This is a genomic window from Mesorhizobium sp. M6A.T.Cr.TU.017.01.1.1 (assembly GCF_004023115.1).
Taxonomy (GTDB): Bacteria; Pseudomonadota; Alphaproteobacteria; order Rhizobiales; family Rhizobiaceae; genus Mesorhizobium; species Mesorhizobium mediterraneum.
Map to the genome: position 1 here is coordinate 1 of NZ_RZTA01000090.1, position 19,728 is coordinate 19,728.

Consider the following 19,728-nt stretch of genomic DNA (forward strand, 5'->3'; position numbering starts at 1 on the left):
CCGGCCTCGTGTTTCTTCAAAATTCCGATGATCTGCTCTTCAGAGAAGCGGCTGCGTTTCATGTCCTGGTCCTCTGGATGGGCCAGAACGAACTTCAAACCGGATTAGATCAGAGGGGCAAGGTCAGGACGCCTCGGCGCGGTCGTCGACCTCTTCACCCCAGCCGAATGTGCCAACTACTTCACAGCCGCAGGATATGACCTGGATCAGATAGGACGTGCTCCAATGGTTTACACCTGACACAGGAGTCCGGCCCCCACAACCGTTTCGCAATGAGGAGCAGCGCTGCCGCTGCTCCTCCAATCACACGACGGATTTCACGATGCGCCAACTCGAGCCATGATTTCGGATCGAATGGTCGATGCGGTGTATAGGGACGCATCCAGCGGCAAATCCCCAAATGCCAGTTGACACAGAAGATAATTAGCACCTGCCTCTTCCAACTGATCAAGGAGAGCTTTTCGGACAGAAGCTGCCGTTCCCACGACGCACAATTCACTTTCAATTGCTGCATCGAAGTTCAGAGGCAAGTTTGGTGGAGTGGGAATGGCATTTAGTTCGTATAGAAATTTGAAGCTCTTGAGCCATCGTTCATAGGCAGGTGCTGCGAGCAAATACGCATCTGTTTCAGAACGCTCTATCACCACCATTCGGAGCAATCCAAGAAATGGCGCTTGCTGGCCAATGTCAGCATCGTGAATTCGGGCGGCGCGGAACGCGTCGGTAACGCTGCGAACAGAAGTGGAAGGTCCGACGCAGGCGATGTTTGCCCCATTTGCGGCGGCCCAGCTAGCCGGCTCGGGTCGATTGGTGGCGATCCATGTCGGCGGATGGGGATATTGGTGAGGTCTCAACGTCAGCGGAACGTCTTTCAACTCAAAGTGGCGGCCCTGATAAGAAAGCGTCCCGCCTTTCATCGCATTGATGAGAATCTCGCTGGCCTCCGCATACTGTTCTGGTGCTGCTTCTACAGCAACCCCGAAGTATCCCAATTCTGTGGGAGCAGAGCCGCGCCCTATGCCGAGTTCAAGCCTGCCGCCGCTCAACTGATCAAGCATGCAGATCTCCTCGAAGGCACGCAGCGGATGATAGAGCGCAAGTAGCATTACCATGGGACCAACACGAAGACTGCGGGTTCGCTGGGCGACGCTCGCTAAGAACAAATTCGGTGATGGACCTCTGCCATGCGGCGTACAGTGGTGCTCGGCGAGATGATACGCATAAAAGCCATAGCCATCGCACGCTTCTGCTAGGCTCAGCCGATCTGCATATTGTTGTGCGATGTCATCGCCGTTTTCGTCCAGATGATCGAAGATGCCGAAGGTCAGGCCCGAAGCGGAAATTTTCTTCAATTAATTGTTCTCCAAATTACCTGTTATTTATTCACTAAACATCATAGCTTTCGACAGATCGACACCTATTACTTGATGCTTAATGTGAATTGACTTCATGCTTGCGCACACCGCGTTTCTTCTTAAAGTTCATACAGACTCGTTTGGCGGCAGCAAGGAATTTGTCCATCTGCTCTGTGGTGCCAATGCTGACGCGAATACAGTTCTTCAAATCTACGTCAGGAAAGCTGGCGATGAGGATCGCCTGCTCTTTCAACGCGGCTTGCCAGCATGAGCCCTCCTGTCCCGCCGGCACACGGGCCAGCAAAAAGTTTGCGTGGGAGGGTGTTACGGAAAAGCCAAGTTGCAACAGCGCCAGGGTCACTCGCTGTCGTTCATGCTTGATGTGCCTGTGGTTCTCTTCGTAGGCGTGGCGATGCGCAAGAATGCTTTTCCCGACCGCCTGCCCGATCACGTTCATGTTGAAGACATTCTGGATGTTGCGCAGCCTGCCAATGATTTCTGGGTGACCGAAACCGAAGCCGACTCGCACGCCAGCGGCAGCATAGCTCTTTGAAAAAGTCCTCAAGATCAAAAGATTCGGATGTCTATTGACGAGGCGCAGGGCATGGTCGGGTGCGAAGTCAACGTAGGCCTCATCCAAGACGATCAAGCGATCTGCTTGCTCCACAAGGCGTTCGATTTCGGCCACCGGCACGAATGTTCCGGTCGGATTGTTCGGATTAGCCAACAGAATGAACTTCGCGTCTTTTGCGGGGCCGGACAGCAGTTTTTCTATCGGCAGGGGATGAGCTTCGCTCGATGCGATTTCGAGAAACTCGGCACCCTGCAACATGGCAAGTTTACGGTTGAACGAAAATCCGGGCGACAGCATTGCCACTCTATCTCCTGGGGCGAGGAAAGCTCTGTAGATGAGTCCGAGCAGCTCCGACGAACCGTTGCCGGCAATCACCTGATCTTTGGAAAATCCGTAAGCATCGGAGGCAGCTGCCCTTAAGCTGAGATTGTCGTCTTCCGGATAAAGATACTGGTGTTCGATCGCAGCAATTGCACTTTGCATTACGCTCTTCGGCAACGGAAACGGGTTCTCGTTCGTATTTAGCTTAACGCAATTTGCATCCGTCGCTGGTCCGTTGGACGAGAGAGCATCTAATTTGCTGGCCACCGGCGAAAAAAGCGAAAGCACGGTCTTCAGTTTTGCATCGCACATGTTCTTCTCCGTTTTTCAGTCCCGCAGGGCATGTGACATGAGGCAATCGTTGATCGTGACTTGATCGACGTTCGGCTATATCAGCGCTGCCTTCCCACGGATCGCCGACCACGGTTTGGATTTGACACCGGGAAGCTGTCGAGAACCTGATGACGACCCAACGTGTGGCCGACGGCCGATTCGGCGCAACAGACGGTGTTTCAACATCGCATCGTCCTCAAAGCCGCATGCAGGGCCTGCACGACAGCCCGTCTCCAGCGCCCGCAGATAGGTGGAAGCCGAAGTCTTGCCGAACCTCAGTTGCTCTGCCACCTGGCCCACCGGACTGCCCTGTTTATGGGTCAGGCGCAGGATATCTCTGACGCTCGTTCGTCTTGCTTGCTTCCGTCTTGGCATGGGCTCTCTCGGTTTGCTGATGAGAGAGCCAAATACCGGCTCATCTGAGCATGAGACGCAGGCCTGACGATATGGAGCGTCGCTGGTGGCGCGCGTAGCTAAGAGGGTTCGCCTCGCTGGCGGGGCATGCAAGACGGCGCACCTCCTTAGCCATCCTGTCCCATCGTCTCAGATCGTGAGGCGCACCTTATAGTCGGTGAGGAGATCTTGCAGCGTCAGGTTACGCCCTAGCGCTTAAGGTTGTTGGTCGCACCGAGCAAGCGCGGGACCTGTCGACGGACAACAGCGGTGCCACTGCCGGCACTAGGTCGTCCAGCATCACAGTGAACCGCGTACGTAGTATTTTGTCGTAGGCGGCATTCTGGATAGCCGGATACGGGCTCTTCACCCGCTGCACCACCGATTGCGGGATGATGTCGCGAGAAACATTCACGGATTTCGTGAAAAAAGTGTACCCGCCGAAGAGCCCCACTCGCGGGGGCGGTGCAGCACCACCTCGGTGTCACTGCTCGTGTTCATGCGATGGACTAGGCCGGCCAGCTGTTGACGCAGCTCGCGGTAGTTGTAAGTCTCACCCGTGTAGACGAGCACCAAGTCAGGTCGGCCATCCTCCTGGAGCATCCTCGGCTGACGGCCGCCCTGGATATCGATGATTGCCAGGCGGTGGTGTCCCAGCGCCGCAGGCCCGCCGATCCAAGTCCCCTCGTCGTCCGGACCGTGGTTCGCTATGGTGGCCGTCATATCGGCAAGCTCCCTTCGCGCATCGGGACCTCCGAGGTCTCGATTGAAGTCGATCCATTCACAGATGCCGCACAGGTTATGTCGCCGCATTTGGGGCGAAGCAGATATAAGGCCAGTGGGAAACCATCGAGGCAAAGTGACGGATCTAGCCCAGCTACGATCCGCATCCGACATTGTCGGACATCGGACAGCACCGCGATTCGCTGCATAGGAAGCCTGGAGTCGCGATTTCCCTTGGGGGAATCAGCGCATGAAAGGAGAGCTGGGTCGTGTCGGCCGAAATGAGAAATTGCTCCCCCTTATTGCCTCACCGAGGAATGTTACCGAGCGCGATAGGACGGACATGCCCTATCTCCCCCCGTTGCAGCTGAGGGAGATAGGGGCCAGCTCTTCATCCAACCGCCATGGAGGATGATCAGCCCAGCCATTTCCATGCGCCAGGCCTTCACAAGCCGTGCACCATTCAGGTTCTTTTCCTTGAAGCGCGACTATCCTTGTCAGACGTCGCAACACTTGCTGCCGAGAGCACGAGCTCTTCCTCGAGCATGCCTTGATCTGCGCCTCGAACGGCTCGCACATGCTGGGTCTCAACGACTTCGCAGAGGTTGATATTCTGCAGTGACTTTCGTCTCGCTGCTGCACGGCATTGACGCTGGGAGCCATGCTCGCGTGGCGCAATTGTGCTGAAGCCGGTGCCCACGGCAACGTTTCTTAACCCGCCCCAGGTCCTGGCGTTTGGCTAATTTCCGACATTCGTGTCCGGCTTCGGACAAAGGCCGGGTTTGCCGAACGGAGTCGCACCCAATTTCCAGTGCTGCTTGAGCAATAATATCGACCGGCATTACTGCACAACACGAAAGTTGCTGCAAAAACCGAAGTGAACCCAAGGCATCGGGTCAATTGGCATGGCGCTTGCGACTCGGTCGATAGAACGCAGTCAAAATCACGGTTGCAGACCATGCCTACCTCTCAAAGCTCGATAAAGCACGCGAGCAAAATTCCCCGTCTCCGCGGAAGCTCGTCGCCGTTAAACGTGCCTGCTCGGGGGCGGTCTTGCACAAGACCGGTCCGAGGCAACCACGCCAAGGCGCGAGGCTGCCGGAACTGTCGACCGAAGTCGATGCCGCTTCAGTTTAACCGAAAAATGCACCGTACCACTTTGGCCTGAGAGCAAATCAATGACCTATAGAAAGAACGTTCCTCTCGTGACCTTTCGCACGCGTGTTCGCGATGAGTCGATCGGGGGGCCAAATCCTTATCGGTGGGAGAACAAGACCTCCGACGATTATTTCGGGGGCAAGCGCGTCATCCTGTTCTCGCTGCCTGGCGCCTTCACCCCGACCTGCTCGACCTTCCAACTGCCCGATTTCGAAAAACTCTATGATCAATTTCTGGAACTGCGAATTGACGCGATCTACTGCGTCTCAGTCAACGATGCTTTCGTCATGAATGCGTGGGGAAAGTCCTTGGGGCTGCAGAAGATCGAGCTGATCCCAGACGGGTCGGGCGAGTTCACGCGCAAGATGGGCATGCTGGTCGCGAAGGACAATCTGGGCTTTGGAATGCGCTCCTGGCGATACGCCGCTCTGATCGACGATGGCGTGGTGGAGCAGTGGTTCGAGGAGGAAGGCTTCTGTGACAACTGCGAGACGGACCCCTATGGCGTTTCATCCCCGCAAAACGTTCTCGACAAACTGAAGGCGGCGGCATGACCCAGAAGTGGAAAGTCTCACACAACCCCAGCACACACTAGAGCCTCCTCGGCAGATTACCGGTTCAACATGCATCTCTCAGCAAGCCTGCTTCAACGCCAGAAGCAACGTATGGTCTTATCGCCTCAAGCCATTGAAGCTATTCGCTTGCTGCGATTGACGCATACTGAACTCCATCAGCTCGTGGAGCAGGCACTCGAGAAGAACCCCGTTTTGAAGCCTGACCCGTTTGACGACGTTTCGCCGCTGCCAGGGGAGGATCAGCGGAGCAGTCAAAGCAGAAGCGAAATCGGCGAATCGCCCATTGGCGGGCCGTCTGGCGGGCGCGGGCAATGGAAGTCGCAACGCAGTAGCGGCAACGATCGACCTGCCGTCGAGGAGTTTACCGCCCACACCGAAACATTGCACGACCATGTCGCCCGCCAGGTCGCCCTCACCCCGTTCACCCCCCAGGAGCGGCTGATTGCCGGACAGCTCGCCGCCCATCTGGAGGACACTGGCTATCTTCAGGTAAACCTTTTCGATCTGGCCAGGAGGTTAAACGTTCGGCAAGCTGATGTGGAACGGGTCATCGGAATCTTGCAGCAATTTGATCCGCCGGGCATTTTTGCGCGAACTCTCAGCGAATGCCTGGAGATTCAGCTGCGCCAGCAAGACCGGTTCGACCCGGCTATGGCAGCTTTGGTCGCCAATCTCGAGATGCTTGCACGGGGGGATTTTCAGGGATTGAAGCAGCGTTGCGGAGTCGACGAGGAGGATCTCCTCGACATGAGGAACGAAATCCGCGCGCTCGATCCCAAGCCTGGAGACCGGTTCCAGTCCGGGACGCCGGAAACCATCGTACCGGACGTCTGGGTAATGCCCAAGTCCGAAGGTGGATGGCGGGTGGAGCTAGATCCGGCCACGCTGCCCAAAGTGTTGATCAACCACACCTATGTCGCCGAAATCTCGCAGCTGACCAAGCAAAATCCGGAAGGCAAAGCGTTTCTCGACCATTGCCAGGAAAAAGGGAACTGGCTGATCAGCAGTCTCAAGCAGCGCGCTAAGACGATCCTTAAGGTTGCGACCGAAATCGTGCGCCAGCAGGATGCCTTTTTTACACACGGCGCCGCCCATCTGCGGCCTCTCTGTCTCAAAAATGTCGCTGACGAGATCGGCATGCACGAGTCGACGGTAAGCCGGGTGACTTCGAACAGGTACATGTTGACTCCGCGCGGGGTGTTCGAGCTGAAGTATTTTTTCGCTGCGCCAATCGCATCCTGCGAGGGCGGCGACGCGCACTCCGCCAAAGCTGTCCGCCATCGGATCAAGGCAATCATAGCCGAAGAATCGCTCGACAAGGTACATTCCGACGAAGACATCGTTGCTCAACTCAAGGAGACCGGCATCGATGTCGCTCGCCGTACCGTCACCAAATATCGCGAGGCGATGAACATCCCTTCCTCCATACGACGGCGCCGCGATAAGCGTTTGTCCGCAGCTGCGATCAAGCGAAGTGACTAACCGGCATTCCTGGTCGGCGAGAGGCGACTCTCAACTTCCTCCGGGCCGAAGCAGCTTTCGAAGTCCTGGCATTCCCGACAACTGGGTGCAGTGCATGACGAAAAGCCTTCGGCCTCACACAGCTTGCGGTAAAAGTACTTTTTCCATTTCATGTTTTCTGTGTTGCCTGCCGCCAGCGCGGGAAAATGTCTGGCAAGCAGGCGGCTGAGCTCAGCGCGATTTGAGAGGCCAAGATCCCGCCAAAGATGGTCCGTGCGCATCGCACGCCGGGCGATGATCTTGGCCAAGCGGCCGCTCGCCGGGTCGGCCGGCGCAGCATGCGCTAGCAGCAGCCGGCGTAGCAGCTCCTCTTCCAGTTCCGGCTCGGGCTCGCTCAACTCCTCCAAAGCGAATACGCTGCTGGAGGTAGACGGGAAAGTTGCGGCCAAGACATCACGCAATTCGACAGACGAAAGGCCTGTCCCCTCCGTCGCCAACACCTCGCCCGCCTGGACCTCCTCAAGCGAACGTGAATGTACGCAGGGCAGCACATGCTGATCGAAGCTCCTCCCTAGCTCGGACCCACGCCATTGCGCGCTGGATAGGCAGCCATCATCGTAACGGCCGGCTTCAGCTTCCGGCATGACAAAGCGCCTTGTTGACCGCAGGGATGATCTTGTCGCCCCAGAGCTCGATCTGGCGCAGCATCGTCTTTTGGTCGAAGTCGCCCAATTGAGTCTGAACTGCGATCTGGTCCGGTTTCAAGATATCGATCTCTTCCAGCAGGCGATCAATCACGCGATTTACGCTGCCAATCGGCAAATTTTTGCGCATGGTCTCGAAGGACAGATCCTGCTGGGTCGGTGTCTCCTGCAGCAGGTAGCCATCGTGGCTCTGTTGGCGGCGCTGATGCAGGGCTTCAGAAAGCCGGCGCTGGAAGCGGGCATTGTCGAGATAGCTGTTGATCTCCAACTCGTCGTGGCTGGCATAGCAGCAGCGCAGCAGCGATATCTTGACGTCGGTGACGTTCTTTTCCTCGGATGCCGCCGCCCTCTCGACTGATTCACGCAGTGTGGTCAAAGTCTCTAAGCCGTCGTGGAAGGCTGTGACAAAAAAATTGTGCCCCTCGCGGTAGGCCCGAGCCATCCGTGCGGCTCCGCCAGCGATCCAGATAGGCGGCGTCGGCTGCTGGACTGTGCGGACCGAAATCGCTGTTGGGGGGATCTTCTCATACTGGCCGTCGTGTTCGAAGACGTTTTGGTTGAGGCCCTTGAGAATGATGTCCAGGTATTCCGAAAAGACGGCCGGCGCCTCATTGATGTCCACGCCGAACCGTTCGAACTCGAACTGCTGGTATCCCAAGCCTACGCCGAGCTCGAGACGGCCGTTCGCAACGATGTCGGCGAAGCCGATCTCGGACAGCAGGCGCTGCGGTTGGTAAAGCGGCAGCACGCAGACGGCAGTGCCCAGGCGAATCGTGCTTGTCAAGCCGGCGCAGTGCGCCACCATCATCAGCGGGGATGGTATGAGGCTGTAATTGTTGAAGTGGTGCTCAGCAAACCACGCGGTGTTGAACCCAGCCTGCTCCGAAGCGACGGCCTGTTCGATGGAGTTGCGGATGACGCTTTCTGAGGATTGGTGATAGCCACGCTGGGCGGCCAGAATGAAAGTGGCAAATTCCATGATTTCTCCTCGTTATAGACACGTCAGCCGACCGGGAATGTGCTCGGATGCACATGCTTGGATCTCAAGCACCTCAGGTGCGTCGTGGAGCCGAGGCTTCATAATGCTCGGCCGGTCGCTCTGCGAAGGCCTGGCAATTAACCTGCGGCCTCCGCAAAACATTCGTCATAGAGTTCGCTGGCGTTTCCCGCATCACCGAACGAGGTCCAGCCGCCGTCCACGTAGAGGATCGAGCCGTTGATGTATGAGGCGTCAGACGAAGCAAGGAAGAACGATGCATCTGCGACGTCTTCTGGCCGTCCCATCCTGCCCATGGGGATGCGTCGTCCGATTGCTGCCAGGTCGATGCGGCCGGCTTTGGCCAACTGAGCAAGTGCGGGCGTGCGGATGTGGCCAGGAGCGACGGTGGCTGTCCGAATTCCGACCGGCCCGAGTTCGGCCGCCATGCAACGGGTCAGCATATCCATCCCCGCCTTGGAGGCGCCGTAGGCATGGCGCGGCGCGAACGGCAGAAAGCTGTCGATCGACCCGAGATTGAGGATCACGCCGCCCCGGCGCATAGCCTTGATCGCTTCGCGCGCGCAGGTGAAAGCGCCGGTAAGGTTGACATCCAGGACGTGTTCGAGCTGTTTCGACAGTTGCTCGATCGCAGGCACAATCCTGTCGGCGGTATCAGCACTATTGACCAGAACATCGATATACCCGAAGCGTCCCCTCAGTTCTTCGAACACCGACACCACATCGCTCTCGACGGCCACGTCCAGCGATTTCGCCAGATGCTTGCCGGGGAGCGATGTAGCCAGCTCTGCCGCTGCAGTGCCATCTTTATCAGCAATCACGACGGTGTCGCCGTTCGCGGCAAAGCGGCGAGCGACGGCCGCGCCAATGCTTTTTGCGCCACCGGTGACGAGCACGATTCGCGCATCTGTGCATTCGGCCGGACAGGAGAGCTCGGCTTGGAGCGCACCATCCACCGGCGGGTGAGCATCCCCCGGCTGGTTGAATGACATCCAGCCTCCGTCGACTGCCAGCACCGAGCCGGTGATGTAGCGCGCCTGCGTGCTGCTCAGAAAACGCACGACCCTGGCGATCTCGTCGGGGCGAGCCAAGCGCCCCATCGGCACGCGGCGGCGTATCGCCGCGAGGTCCATTTTGCCAGCGCGTGCCAGTTCTGTGACCATTGGGGTGCGGACGGAGCCCGGCGCCACCGCCGTGACGCGGATTCCTCGCATAGCCCACTCGCATGCAAGGGACTTTGTCAACGAGATCACGCCAGCTTTCGAGGCTGCGTAGGCGTTGCGCCTGGGATTGCCGACCACGCCCGCCATCGAAGCCACATTGACGATCGCACCGCCCGGCTTCATGCGCCGCGCCGCTTCCCGGGCCATAACGAATGGCCCAATAAGGTTCACTGTCACGCCGCGTCGGAAGGTATCGACAGCGGTGTCGATGATCCTATCCATCGTGGGTCCAACCGCCGCATTGTTGATGAGGACATCGATTTGCGCGAACCGTGCTTCGACCTGGCCGAAAAGTGAGAGCATGTCCTTCTCTCGCGACACATCGCACTCCAGACCGACGTGCGGCGACCCGAGATCCCGAGCCAGTTCAACCACACCACTGCCCGGAAGGTCCACCGCAACTACAGTGTCTCCGTCCGCGGCAAGGATATCGACCAGGGCACGGCCGATCCCGCCCGCAGCGCCTGTGATGATTACGGTGCGTGCTGCCAGTTTCACGAGAGCTTCTCCACGATGACCGCTTGTGATCTCAGCCCATCAACCTTGGGCGGAATGAAGGGCCGAGCCAAATCGTTGCAGTGACCGCCAGTTGCGGCCCCACACAGATGTCGTTCCCGTAGGGCGCTCATCCCCCATTTCTACCCACTTATGCAGCTCCCAGTTGGGGACCCTCGACGCCATCTTGGTCGGTGGGGATGTGACCCTTGAGCAACTGGTAGATGGGATCGTCTGGATGTGGTGCTCCAATCGGCTGTCGCCGGCCGAACCTATCTGCCTCAAGAATCGCTGGCGGGATTTGCTCCTCAACCCAATCGTAGACGACTGTCCGTTCCGCAATTCGCCACTCGTCCTGCCTCTTCTGAAACAGATCGCAGTAACGGCCGCAAAGCAGCGTCTGACGTATTTCTTGGTCCGTATCCGGTCCGCGTTGCAGCGCGGTGAAATAGCTCTCGACCGCGGCCTCTGCTAAACTGATGAAGTCGATCAGGCTGTTCGTGATTTGATGGATGTTACGGTGCCCCGGCAGACCGAGAGCAAATTGGATGAAGTCCTCTGCCGGTCCGCAATAGGGACCGTGCCTGTCATACGCTTCGGGCCAGTATGCGCTACGCAGCGCCGCCTCATCGGCGCGGTCTATCCCGCGGCAGTACCGATACAGGCAGTTGCGGATCGCCTCTCGGTCACGCAGTTCGGTAATTTTCGCGTGGTCGACAGGGTCTGTCGCGAATTGTATGATTGTTTTGTCCTTCCCGATGCCAGTCTGCACTTTGCGTGTGTCTCTCTCTACAACTGAGTTAGCGGGGGGCTCGTCAACTTCCAGAGCTTGTTCGGGGCAGGCTCGTACCCCTTTTGAGGCAAGCAGTTGCTCCCCATCGGCAACATCAATATCACCGGGCAAGATGTAGCCGGCGTCATCAAGCTTGAAGACTCTCGGCGCCCGCGCCCAGCAGCGCGCATGACCCTGGCATCTGGCTTTATGTACGACGACACGCATAGCGAACTCCAATGTCGTTGGCTGAAACTTCAGGACCAGTCCAGGATCAGATTCTCGATCCCGAACACATGGCCGCCGAAGGTGATAGGTTCAGTCCCTGTCTTGATCCGAAAGGCTGGGATGCGCGCCAGCCACTCCTCCAGGCCAATGACAATCTCCCGCCGGGCAAGGTGTGAGCCAAGACAACGATGGGGACCATAGCCAAAGGCAGCGTGCCGGTTGTCCTCGCGCGCCAGATCGATCTCATTCGGGCATTCGAATTCCGCCGGGTCACGATTGGCAATCATCGTGGCACAGGAAACATAGTCTCCCTTGCGGATCGGCGCGCCTTTGAAGTCGACATCCTTCGTTGCCACTCGGATCATCTGAATGGTCGAATAGGCGCGCAGCAATTCTTCCGCAGCGACGGCAATCCGGTCCGGTTCGCTTCGTAGCAATTCCTGATCTTTGGGGTTGCGCGCGAGATGGGCCAAGTCGAAGCATATGGCTGCTGAGACCGTGTCGAGCCCCGCGACGAACACAAGCACGCCGATGCCACGGACTTCCTCGTCACTGAGCAGACGACCCTCGACCTTTGCCTTCACGATGAAGGTCATGAAATCATCGACCGGCTCCTTGCGGCGCTCGGTGGCAAGTTCGTCGATGAAGGCCACGATCGTCCGGGCTGCGGGTGGTCGTTGCTCCTTATCGCCGTGGAGCAGATCTCTAGCCCAGCCGACAAATGTTTCTAGTCGGTTGTCCGAAAGCCCAATAAAGCGAAGGAAGATATTGACCGCGAACGGAACTGCAAAATCCTTCATGATGTCGCAGCTCGTGCCTGATGCGGCGATCCTGTCGATCAGCTTGATCGCTCGTTCCCGGACAGCCGGCTCCAATGCCATTACCCGCTTTGGCGAAAGCAGCGGATTGAGCAGTGAGCGAAAAACACCGTGGAATGGCGGATCGAGCTCAAGCGGGATCATCGGCCAGCTCTCGCCGAGCACAGAGGCGAAGATGCTGCGATGGCTGGAAAACGTTTCGGTGTCCTGCAGCACCCGGCGCTGGTCGCTCGCGCGAGTGATGACCCAGGTACCCCGACCGTCGCGCGTGTTGCTGGTTGAATAAAAGATCGGAGGCCCGGCATGAACGCAAGCAACCGCTGCATGCGGATCCCCGTTAGCGGTCGGCAACATGCCGGGCGACGTAAACAGGCTGAAGTCCCTCACCATTTCGGGCGGGACATGATCTGGAACCGGCCGCGATTTAACCGCGCCAGAATCGAGAGACCGTTCATGAGATGCTGTCGGCATTTGCATGCAATCGTTGGTGCAAGCTCCGTGCCGAATTCGTCTTTCGATAATCCTTGCCGTTTGCTGGGCAACAGGTGGCGCCTGCGCTGACTTGCTGGTCGGGATTGCAACATTCTTGTCCAGCGTCGGACACAGAATGTAGAAAGCTAGACACCGACTTGGAGCAACTCAACTGGTGGGATCGCTAGCCGATCATGTGCCCGGGGAGCATCCAGTTCGAAAGCTTGCGCTAAGCGGCTTGGTGACTTGGCCGAGGTCACCCAGGTGGAAATGACCAACACTTGGGGTAAGCCTAGTGGCGCTCCCCTCGATGATGTCTGGCGGGGTGGTTAGCCGCCTCCGTGGGACAAGATCAGTCTACACGAATGGGCTATAGCCTCTCCTCGCCTGCCTCACTGGCCGTCCTTCAGAGCCGGCCAGACGAGCTTTTGTCTTTCAGCAGGGCGTTTTTCTCGCCAGCTACAGAGCCACACCGACGCCGTTAATGAGCGTCCAGTCGACGGATTGGATGGCCTGTCCATCTTGCCCAGCACCTTGGCTTCGCATTTGCCGGTGCGGCGGAAGCCTTCAAGACGCAGTTCTTGACCTTCTCCAGATCAGCCTCGGACGGATATCGGCAAGGGTTCAGCTCGTCCTTTTGAACTTGCGCATCTTCGTGTTGGCGAACCCCAGGCCGCCCGACATGTTTGCGGTCTATCCGGCACCTCAACTTCGAACAACCTTGCGGCAAGCTCTTGGGATAGCCCACGCTCGTGCCTCCACCACCCGCTCAGCAGAGCCAGATTTGTCGTTGAAGGCACGGAACTTGCGCAGTCATTCGCAGATGCGTCACGGACCAAGAGTGTAGTCCCATGAATTCGATCACCAAAAAGGCCGCCCGACGTTGCTGGGACCGCCTGCAATTACCTTATCCCAAAATTGGGAGCAACGGCTTCAAAAGGGATAACTCATCACCTCAATTTTGTCGATCGCGCGGCCATCGAACCGCAGCCATCGATCAGACTTCCGCCTCGTTGCACTCATTGCGACCGCCTTGGTGCTTGCGACAACCGCTCAATTCTGGCTGCCAGGATAACCACATATGGCGACGGAACTTCCTGCTTCAAAGCAATATAGAGATCGTCGATCATCCCCCAATCAAGGCCTCGATCGAGGACACCGCGTTCGGCTTGCTTGGTTCGCAGTGGACAGGCCGCACTTCGACGAATGCGATCGATGCGACCGCGCCGAGAACTCTCCCGCATTGTCGACGGTTGGGTCCGTCGGCCCTCCGATGAGGCCTCGGATGCGTCGGGCGCCGAGGCCTCGACTGATGCCGACTGGCCGCCGCCGGAAGGTCTCGCGGCTTTGATCCCCGGCGATGTAGCCACCCCTGCTGCAACAGCTCCTAGCCGGAGAACTCATTCATGACCGAATCGGCGACAGATTTAGTGGACGCGGCTTTGTTCGACCGAGATCGGCTTGACCCAGAAAGTCCCTATCAACGTTCTGGCCCTGCATGGGGTGCCATCATTTCGCTTTCCTTCGGCACCTTCGGCCTTGTGACGGCAGAGTTTCTGCCCGCCAGCGTTCTGACACCGCTCGCGCATGATCTCCGTATCACCACGGGCACGGCTGGACAGGCGCTAACAGCGACCGCAATCGTCGCGGCGATCTCGGCACCGATAATCGCCATCGTGACAAAGCGTCTGGACCGCAGGGTCGTCATCTGGGCGATGACGCTCCTGCTGATCCTGTCGAACGTTCTGGCGGAGGTTGCGGGGTCGCTGCCGGTTTTGCTGGCGGCACGCGTCGTCCTTGGCATATCGCTTGGTGGTTTTTGGTCAATTTCGGCAGCGTTGGCGATGCGGCTGGTTCCAAGTCACCTCATGCCGCGCGCCATGTCGATCATCCTCACCGGCGTTTCTGTCGCCTCCGTCTGCGCGGCTCCAATCGGCGCTTATGTCGGTGACATTTGGGGATGGCGAGCCTCGTTCAAGGTCGCCGCAATCGTGAGTGCCGTTGCGCTGCTCGTGCAACTCGTAACCATTCCGCCACTGCCTCCGATCGAAGTGCGCAGATTCCGCAGTCCGCTGGATGTCGCGAAGAATCCGGCGATGAAGGTTGCGGTGCTAGTCGTGCTATTGGTCGCTTCCGGCCATTTTGCCAGCTTCGCCTACATCCGCGCCTTTCTCGAGAGCGTTCCTGCGCTCGACAAGAAGTCGATCCCGCTCGTGTTCCTTGCTTTTGGCACGGCCGGCGTCTTCGGCAATTTAGCCGGCGCATTCCTCACCAAACACAGTCTCAAGGCGGTCGCGGCCCTGCCGCCCCTGCTCATTGCCGTAGCCGCTGTCTCGCTCCTGACTATGGGAGCATCGGCCTTGACCTCGGCAATTGCAGTTGCCGTATGGGGCTTTGCTTTTGGCGCGGTCCCGGTCGGATTGCAGACATGGATGGTGCTACGCGCCGCTCCGAAACAGGCCGAGAGCGCTGGTGTACTGATGGTCATAACCTTCCAAGTGGCCATCGCAGCCGGCACAACTTTCGGTGGCCTATTGGTGGATCACACGGGTATTGCCAGTGTCTTTGTCTACAGCGCGGTTGCCACGTTCCTCGCTGTCTTGACAGTATTTTTGCTCGGCCCGAACCGCAAAACCTGACCGCCTGGTGGGGAGTGACGACGGTCGGCGGCGTTCACGCTATTGTCACCTCTGAGCTCGGCCCAAAGGCCGCGGCTTCGTCGTAACCATGCGGTCGATGGGGCAGCGCCAAATTGCTTCCTGCTCATCGCGTTGCGATAATACAGCGCGCTTATTGCGTCATCGTGTCCCCGATCTCGGCTTCAATGCCCGGCTACTGGCTGCGGAGGCAGATGGGCGCCGGCGTCCCACCGACGACGATCGGTCTTTTCTCATGTAGCTGTCGGGGAAACGAGGCAGGTTTTCCGCCAGAACCCGCCAGTCGTCGCGCTCGCGTTCGCCTTCCTTGCGCGCACCGAACAACTGGATGATAATCTTGCCGTCGGACCCATATGCTTCGAGCGAGGTGACGTGACTGTCATTGGTCGGCTTGCGCACGGCCCAAACCTCACGGATTTGGTGGGTCCTGAGATGCAGCCGGAACGTTTCGTCCAGCACATAGATGCACGGCCCGATCTGCTTGACCGACTTGATTAAGCCGGAATGGGTCTGGATAGAACCTCGGTTGCCGACGAAGCACATGATCGGCAATTCGTCTTCGGCCGCACGCTGGAGCACGGCGCCAACTGCGGCATTGTCGAGCAGCCAAGCGTAATCCTGGCCGACCATGCGCAAAGCCTGGCAGCGGCTGAGCTTGAGCGTCTTTAGAAGGTTGACGTCAGTCAGCCGGCTCCAGTGCTCGCGTAGGTCGTCCACCGTGCCGGCCCAGTCCGCAGTCCTCGCGCCCAGGTCGGCTACTCTCGCCTTAAGCGACATGGTCGGCTCCTGGTTGGCGGATACGAGCTCGGCCACCAGCTTTCGATAGGCATGAAGGTTGGAGACCGGCCTGAGATGCACCTTATGCACTGCTGCGCCGGTGGCGTCGAAGAATTGCAAACTGCGCTGGATTCCGCCGCGATGGCGCCTTTCAACAGCGAAACCATACCTCCAAGCCTGCGGGAAGACGCGAAGGTCGAATTCGTCACCAAGGACCATGGCGTGATTGTTGCCGGTTATCACTCTGTTGAAGACGCCAATCTTTTCGTGCACGGCACCTTGATTGCGGGTCAGCGCCGTCACTTCGCCCACGAATTCGAGGCCCGTCAGAAGGTGATTGACGCGCGGGTCGATGCGTGCCGCGCCGAAACCGCAATGGGCCGCGACCAATTCCGCTTCCGAAATGGCCAATTGGGCGGCGAAATCACGCGCGGGAATGTTCGGACAGACTTCCCACGCACGCCGGATTTCGTTGGGCGACCGCTTCTTGCGCTGATCCATGTTTTTACCCCCGCCCCGTTCTTCTTTTGACGATCGATCGAAAAACGGGCCTCAGGGGTGTGCACGGCGGACGCGATCGATCGTCAGGCACATGCCAGTCGAATCCTGTCTCCGGGCGGTCAGCGGCCAATCGCCGGTAGAGAGCGATTGTTGGGTGGTCGGCGCCAATCGGCCGATCGAGCATTCGGGTACCACCGGCGGTGCTGCTTTCCCACTCAAGGCGGGTCTGATGGATCATATTGCTTTCCTTCGTTCTTCGATTGCGAGGGCAACCCAAAGGTGAATCGGCCGGCAATTTTGCCGCCGCAACGAAGGCTTCACAAAAATCGTGCCAGTTGCTCCGCGGCAAGCTCTGAACATCTTTGGCTCTGTTCATTGCTTTACGCGTGAGTGCATCGCGAACTCAGGCGCCCTTCCTGTGACGCGGACGCGACAAACCCGACAGTAAGTGTCGGTTGTCGGACGTCTCCCCAGCAATCGAGCATAAGAGACGTCGGGATGTCCTACGGTTTTTGACACGTCTTCCCTTTGGCACGGTCCATGCGAGATGATCCGCGAAAACGTCGGACCGAGGAGAAATCGAGCCATGATTACGCTCACCGACAACGCTGTTGCCGCCATGAAGGCCGCTCTTTACCGCGCCAGCGAGCCGGCGGAAGGATTTCGCATCATGGTCCATGCCGGCGGCTGCGCCGGCTTCCAATACTCAATGGGCCTGGAGAGCGTCTCACGTGAGGGCGATGCGATCATCGAGCGAGATGGGCTCAAGGTGTTCATGGATAGAGGCTCCCAACCCCATGCCGCCGGCATGACCGTGGACTTCGTCACTGGGCTCGAAACATCCGGCTTTGTTTTCGATAACCCTAATGCGCGTGAGACGTGCGGCTGCGGCAAGTCCTGCAAATGATTGCGAGGGAACAGGCTATGTTCGACTATAGCGACGCCAAGGAATACTGCGTCGAACCGGTAACCGCCGGCGCTCTGGAACCGGCCGACACGCACTGTCGGCCCGGAACAATTGCGTTCGGTGATGCGCGAAATCGCGATCATCGATCGTTGCCGTGGGCAAGCAAACAAAATTGCCCGAAACAGCTGAATTCCCGGCGGATGCCGCCACCAAAGGGCAATGTCGACAGCGACCGGTCAGCCAAGCCATCGCTCGCCCGGCCGCCCACCTTACCAGATACGATATGCGCCAGAGGTTCAATGGCCCGCCTACCCTTGAATCATTTCAGCAGTTGAAGGATCACTCCCATGAGCCCTGTCTATCTCGACAACAACGCAACGACGCGGGTTGATCCTGCAGTCGTTGGAGCGATGTTGCCTTTCTTTACGGAGCAATTTGGCAATCATTCGTCCATGCACGCCTATGGCGCATCGGTTGCTGAAGCCGTGAGAAAGGCGAGGCAACAGTTGCAAGCCCTCATCGGCGCGGGATTCGAGGACGAGATCATCTTCACCTCGGGCGGGACTGAAAGCGACAGTACAGCCATCCTTTCGGCGCTGGAGGTGATGCCCGACCGAACGGAAATAGTGACTTCCGCGGTTGAACATCCGGCCGTTCTGAAGTTGTGCGCGCACCTTGAAAAGACGCGCGGCGTCAAGGTGCACATTATCCCAGTCGATCACCACGGCCGGCTCGACCTGGACGCCTACAGAACCGCCCTCACCCCACAAGTGGCAATCGTCTCGATAATGTGGGCGAACAATGAGACCGGTACGATCTTTCCCGTGGTTAAGCTTGCCGATCTAGCCAGGGAAGTCGGCGCGCTTTTCCACACTGATGCAGTGCAGGCGGTCGGAAGGCTTCCGATTGAGCTGAAATCGACCGCGATCGACATGCTGTCGCTCTCCGCCCACAAGCTGCATGGTCCAAAGGGGATAGGCGCGCTTTATGTAAGACGTGGCGTGCGCTTCTCCTCCATGATCAAGGGTGGGCACCAAGAGCGCGACCGGCGTGCAGGCACTGAAAACACACCCGGCATAGTCGGACTGGGCATGGCGGCCGAACTCGCCTTGAAATTCATGGACGAGACAAAACGAATAAAATGGTTGCGCGACCGCCTTGAGAACGGGATCATCCAGCGCATCCCAAACACATCCATCAACGGCGATCCGCAAGAGCGATTGCCAAACACTGCAAACATTGGATTCGAAGGTATCGAAGGCGATGCAATCCCAATTGTCCTGAGCCGGCTGGGAATCGCCTGTTCCGCCGGGTCCGCCTGTGCCTCTGGCTCACTGGAACCGAGCCATGTTCTGATCGCTATGAACGCGGCATGTGGGGCAGTCCGCTTCTCCTTTTCGCGTGACAACGGCGAAGATGACGTAGACCGCGTGCTTGAGGTCCTGCCTGCGATCACCGAGAAGCTACGGGCCCTTCCCAGTGCTGGACTGTGCGGGCGAGGTGCAGAACAGCTTCATTCCGGCCCGGGTCCGAGCGGCACAATAGCCGACGAGCCGTGAGGTCTTCCTCAACGTGACGACCCTGCGCAATGGAGAGCGGTCAAACCCGGGGTCGCCTTCACCACTTCAGAAAAGCTTGAGATCACCAAGTCTCTTGCCCCAGCCGCCGTGTCAGAGGTCGGCACGCCGTCAGCAATGTCACCAACGCATCGACACCACAATTTCGCGCCGGGAGAATACAATGAACTGCTCCGCTGACAGCCGCCCGATCGATCGCACCGATATCCTGGCGCGACTGAAAGGCCTGTCGGCTGCGGAGGACTTCTTCGCCTGCCTTGGCGTCTCCTACGACCCGAAAGTGATGAATGTCTCGCGGCTCCATATCATGAAGCGCGTGGGCCAATACCTTGCCGAAGAAGATTTCTCCGGTCTGCCTGACCAGGTAATCGCCGCGCGGGTGCGCGCCAAGCTGGAACGCGCCTACGAAGATTTCGCGACTTCCTCGCCGCTCACGCAACGTGTGTTCAAGGTGCTAAGGGACCACGATCCAAACATATGTCCCGCACCTGGCCGCGCCTTCGTCCCGCTCGACTCTGCACTGAAGCGGTTCGGAAAGTAATGAGCCCGACACGGCTGCGACGCAACAATGTCGAGAAGTCGACAAATCCAGTCCTCATGACGCTCCTCGGAAGCAAACGAAGCCACCTTCTGGAATAGAGGCAGGAAGAAGACTTGGCATGAACGATGCAGGCATGAGGTGAACCGCCAAGCACGCATCCGGACTGG

General features: G+C 58.4%; 15 protein-coding genes and 2 pseudogenes. 7 read left to right on the forward strand and 10 right to left on the reverse strand.

Features of this window, described 5'->3' with window-relative positions:
* Nucleotides 1-317 precede the first annotated feature (317 nt).
* The 3 genes from EOB36_RS24280 to EOB36_RS24290 form a co-directional block, all read right to left on the reverse strand.
* A complete protein-coding gene (locus EOB36_RS24280; protein ID WP_126104983.1) occupies nucleotides 318-1,352 on the reverse strand; it encodes an LLM class flavin-dependent oxidoreductase in 1,035 nt (344 codons plus the stop codon).
* Nucleotides 1,353-1,431: 79 nt separating this feature from the next.
* Nucleotides 1,432-2,562, reverse strand: a complete 1,131-nt coding sequence (gene hisC, locus EOB36_RS24285) for a histidinol-phosphate transaminase (protein ID WP_128243749.1) — start codon at nucleotides 2,560-2,562, stop codon at nucleotides 1,432-1,434.
* An 825-nt stretch (nucleotides 2,563-3,387) separates the two neighbouring features.
* Nucleotides 3,388-3,699, reverse strand: coding sequence for a hypothetical protein (locus EOB36_RS24290; RefSeq protein ID WP_206437555.1), 312 nt, complete (start codon nucleotides 3,697-3,699; stop codon nucleotides 3,388-3,390).
* A 1,178-nt stretch (nucleotides 3,700-4,877) separates the two neighbouring features.
* On the opposite strand from EOB36_RS24290, the gene EOB36_RS24300 reads away from it, so the two are divergent.
* Both EOB36_RS24300 and rpoN read left to right on the forward strand, forming a co-directional pair.
* A complete protein-coding gene (locus tag EOB36_RS24300; protein ID WP_126104981.1) occupies nucleotides 4,878-5,411 on the forward strand; it encodes a peroxiredoxin in 534 nt (177 codons plus the stop codon).
* A gap of 69 nt (nucleotides 5,412-5,480) precedes the next feature.
* Entirely contained in the window at nucleotides 5,481-6,914 is a 1,434-nt protein-coding gene (gene rpoN, locus EOB36_RS24305) for an RNA polymerase factor sigma-54 (protein WP_128243750.1), read from the forward strand.
* Here rpoN and EOB36_RS24310 read toward each other — a convergent pair.
* The 6 genes and pseudogenes from EOB36_RS24310 to EOB36_RS24330 form a co-directional block, all read right to left on the reverse strand.
* Entirely contained in the window at nucleotides 6,911-7,537 is a 627-nt protein-coding gene (locus EOB36_RS24310) for a nitrogen fixation protein NifQ (RefSeq protein ID WP_029356557.1), read from the reverse strand. The two genes, rpoN and EOB36_RS24310, sit on opposite strands and share 4 nt — an antisense overlap.
* Nucleotides 7,524-8,576, reverse strand: coding sequence for an LLM class flavin-dependent oxidoreductase (locus EOB36_RS24315; protein ID WP_126104978.1), 1,053 nt, complete (start codon nucleotides 8,574-8,576; stop codon nucleotides 7,524-7,526). Before EOB36_RS24315 ends, EOB36_RS24310 begins: the two co-directional genes overlap by 14 nt.
* A 137-nt stretch (nucleotides 8,577-8,713) precedes the next feature.
* Nucleotides 8,714-10,315, reverse strand: coding sequence for an SDR family oxidoreductase (locus tag EOB36_RS24320; RefSeq protein WP_128285896.1), 1,602 nt, complete (start codon nucleotides 10,313-10,315; stop codon nucleotides 8,714-8,716).
* 148 nt (nucleotides 10,316-10,463) lie between these two features.
* On the reverse strand, nucleotides 10,464-11,051 hold the full coding sequence (locus EOB36_RS24325) for a nuclear transport factor 2 family protein (protein ID WP_245467877.1): 588 nt from the start codon (nucleotides 11,049-11,051) through the stop codon (nucleotides 10,464-10,466).
* A gap of 138 nt (nucleotides 11,052-11,189) precedes the next feature.
* Nucleotides 11,190-11,312 (reverse strand): annotated as a pseudogene (locus EOB36_RS35345) (ferredoxin); the annotation flags it as partial.
* 29 nt (nucleotides 11,313-11,341) lie between these two features.
* A complete protein-coding gene (locus EOB36_RS24330) occupies nucleotides 11,342-12,520 on the reverse strand; it encodes a cytochrome P450 (protein WP_164897602.1) in 1,179 nt (392 codons plus the stop codon).
* 1,487 nt (nucleotides 12,521-14,007) lie between these two features.
* Between EOB36_RS24330 and EOB36_RS24335 the strand changes: the two genes are divergently transcribed.
* Nucleotides 14,008-15,240 (forward strand): MFS transporter, encoded by a 1,233-nt coding sequence (locus EOB36_RS24335; protein ID WP_095484281.1) that lies wholly within the window; start codon nucleotides 14,008-14,010, stop codon nucleotides 15,238-15,240.
* Between the two features lie 264 nt (nucleotides 15,241-15,504).
* Here the strand turns inward: EOB36_RS24335 and EOB36_RS24340 are convergent.
* A pseudogene (locus tag EOB36_RS24340) lies at nucleotides 15,505-16,536 on the reverse strand (hemin-degrading factor); the annotation flags it as partial.
* A gap of 586 nt (nucleotides 16,537-17,122) precedes the next feature.
* On the opposite strand from EOB36_RS24340, the gene EOB36_RS24345 reads away from it, so the two are divergent.
* The 4 genes from EOB36_RS24345 (at nucleotide 17,123) to nifW (ending at nucleotide 19,561) form a co-directional block, all read left to right on the forward strand.
* Nucleotides 17,123-17,443 (forward strand): iron-sulfur cluster assembly accessory protein, encoded by a 321-nt coding sequence (locus EOB36_RS24345; protein WP_128285900.1) that lies wholly within the window; start codon nucleotides 17,123-17,125, stop codon nucleotides 17,441-17,443.
* A gap of 17 nt (nucleotides 17,444-17,460) precedes the next feature.
* Nucleotides 17,461-17,778: a hypothetical protein gene (locus tag EOB36_RS24350; RefSeq protein ID WP_126038026.1), complete on the forward strand. Its 318-nt coding sequence runs from the start codon at nucleotides 17,461-17,463 to the stop codon at nucleotides 17,776-17,778.
* A 12-nt stretch (nucleotides 17,779-17,790) separates the two neighbouring features.
* Complete coding sequence (gene nifS / locus EOB36_RS24355) at nucleotides 17,791-19,002, forward strand: cysteine desulfurase NifS (protein ID WP_126104973.1); 1,212 nt, start codon at nucleotides 17,791-17,793, stop codon at nucleotides 19,000-19,002.
* Nucleotides 19,003-19,183: 181 nt separating this feature from the next.
* Entirely contained in the window at nucleotides 19,184-19,561 is a 378-nt protein-coding gene (gene nifW, locus EOB36_RS24360; protein WP_095484277.1) for a nitrogenase stabilizing/protective protein NifW, read from the forward strand.
* Nucleotides 19,562-19,728 lie beyond the last annotated feature (167 nt).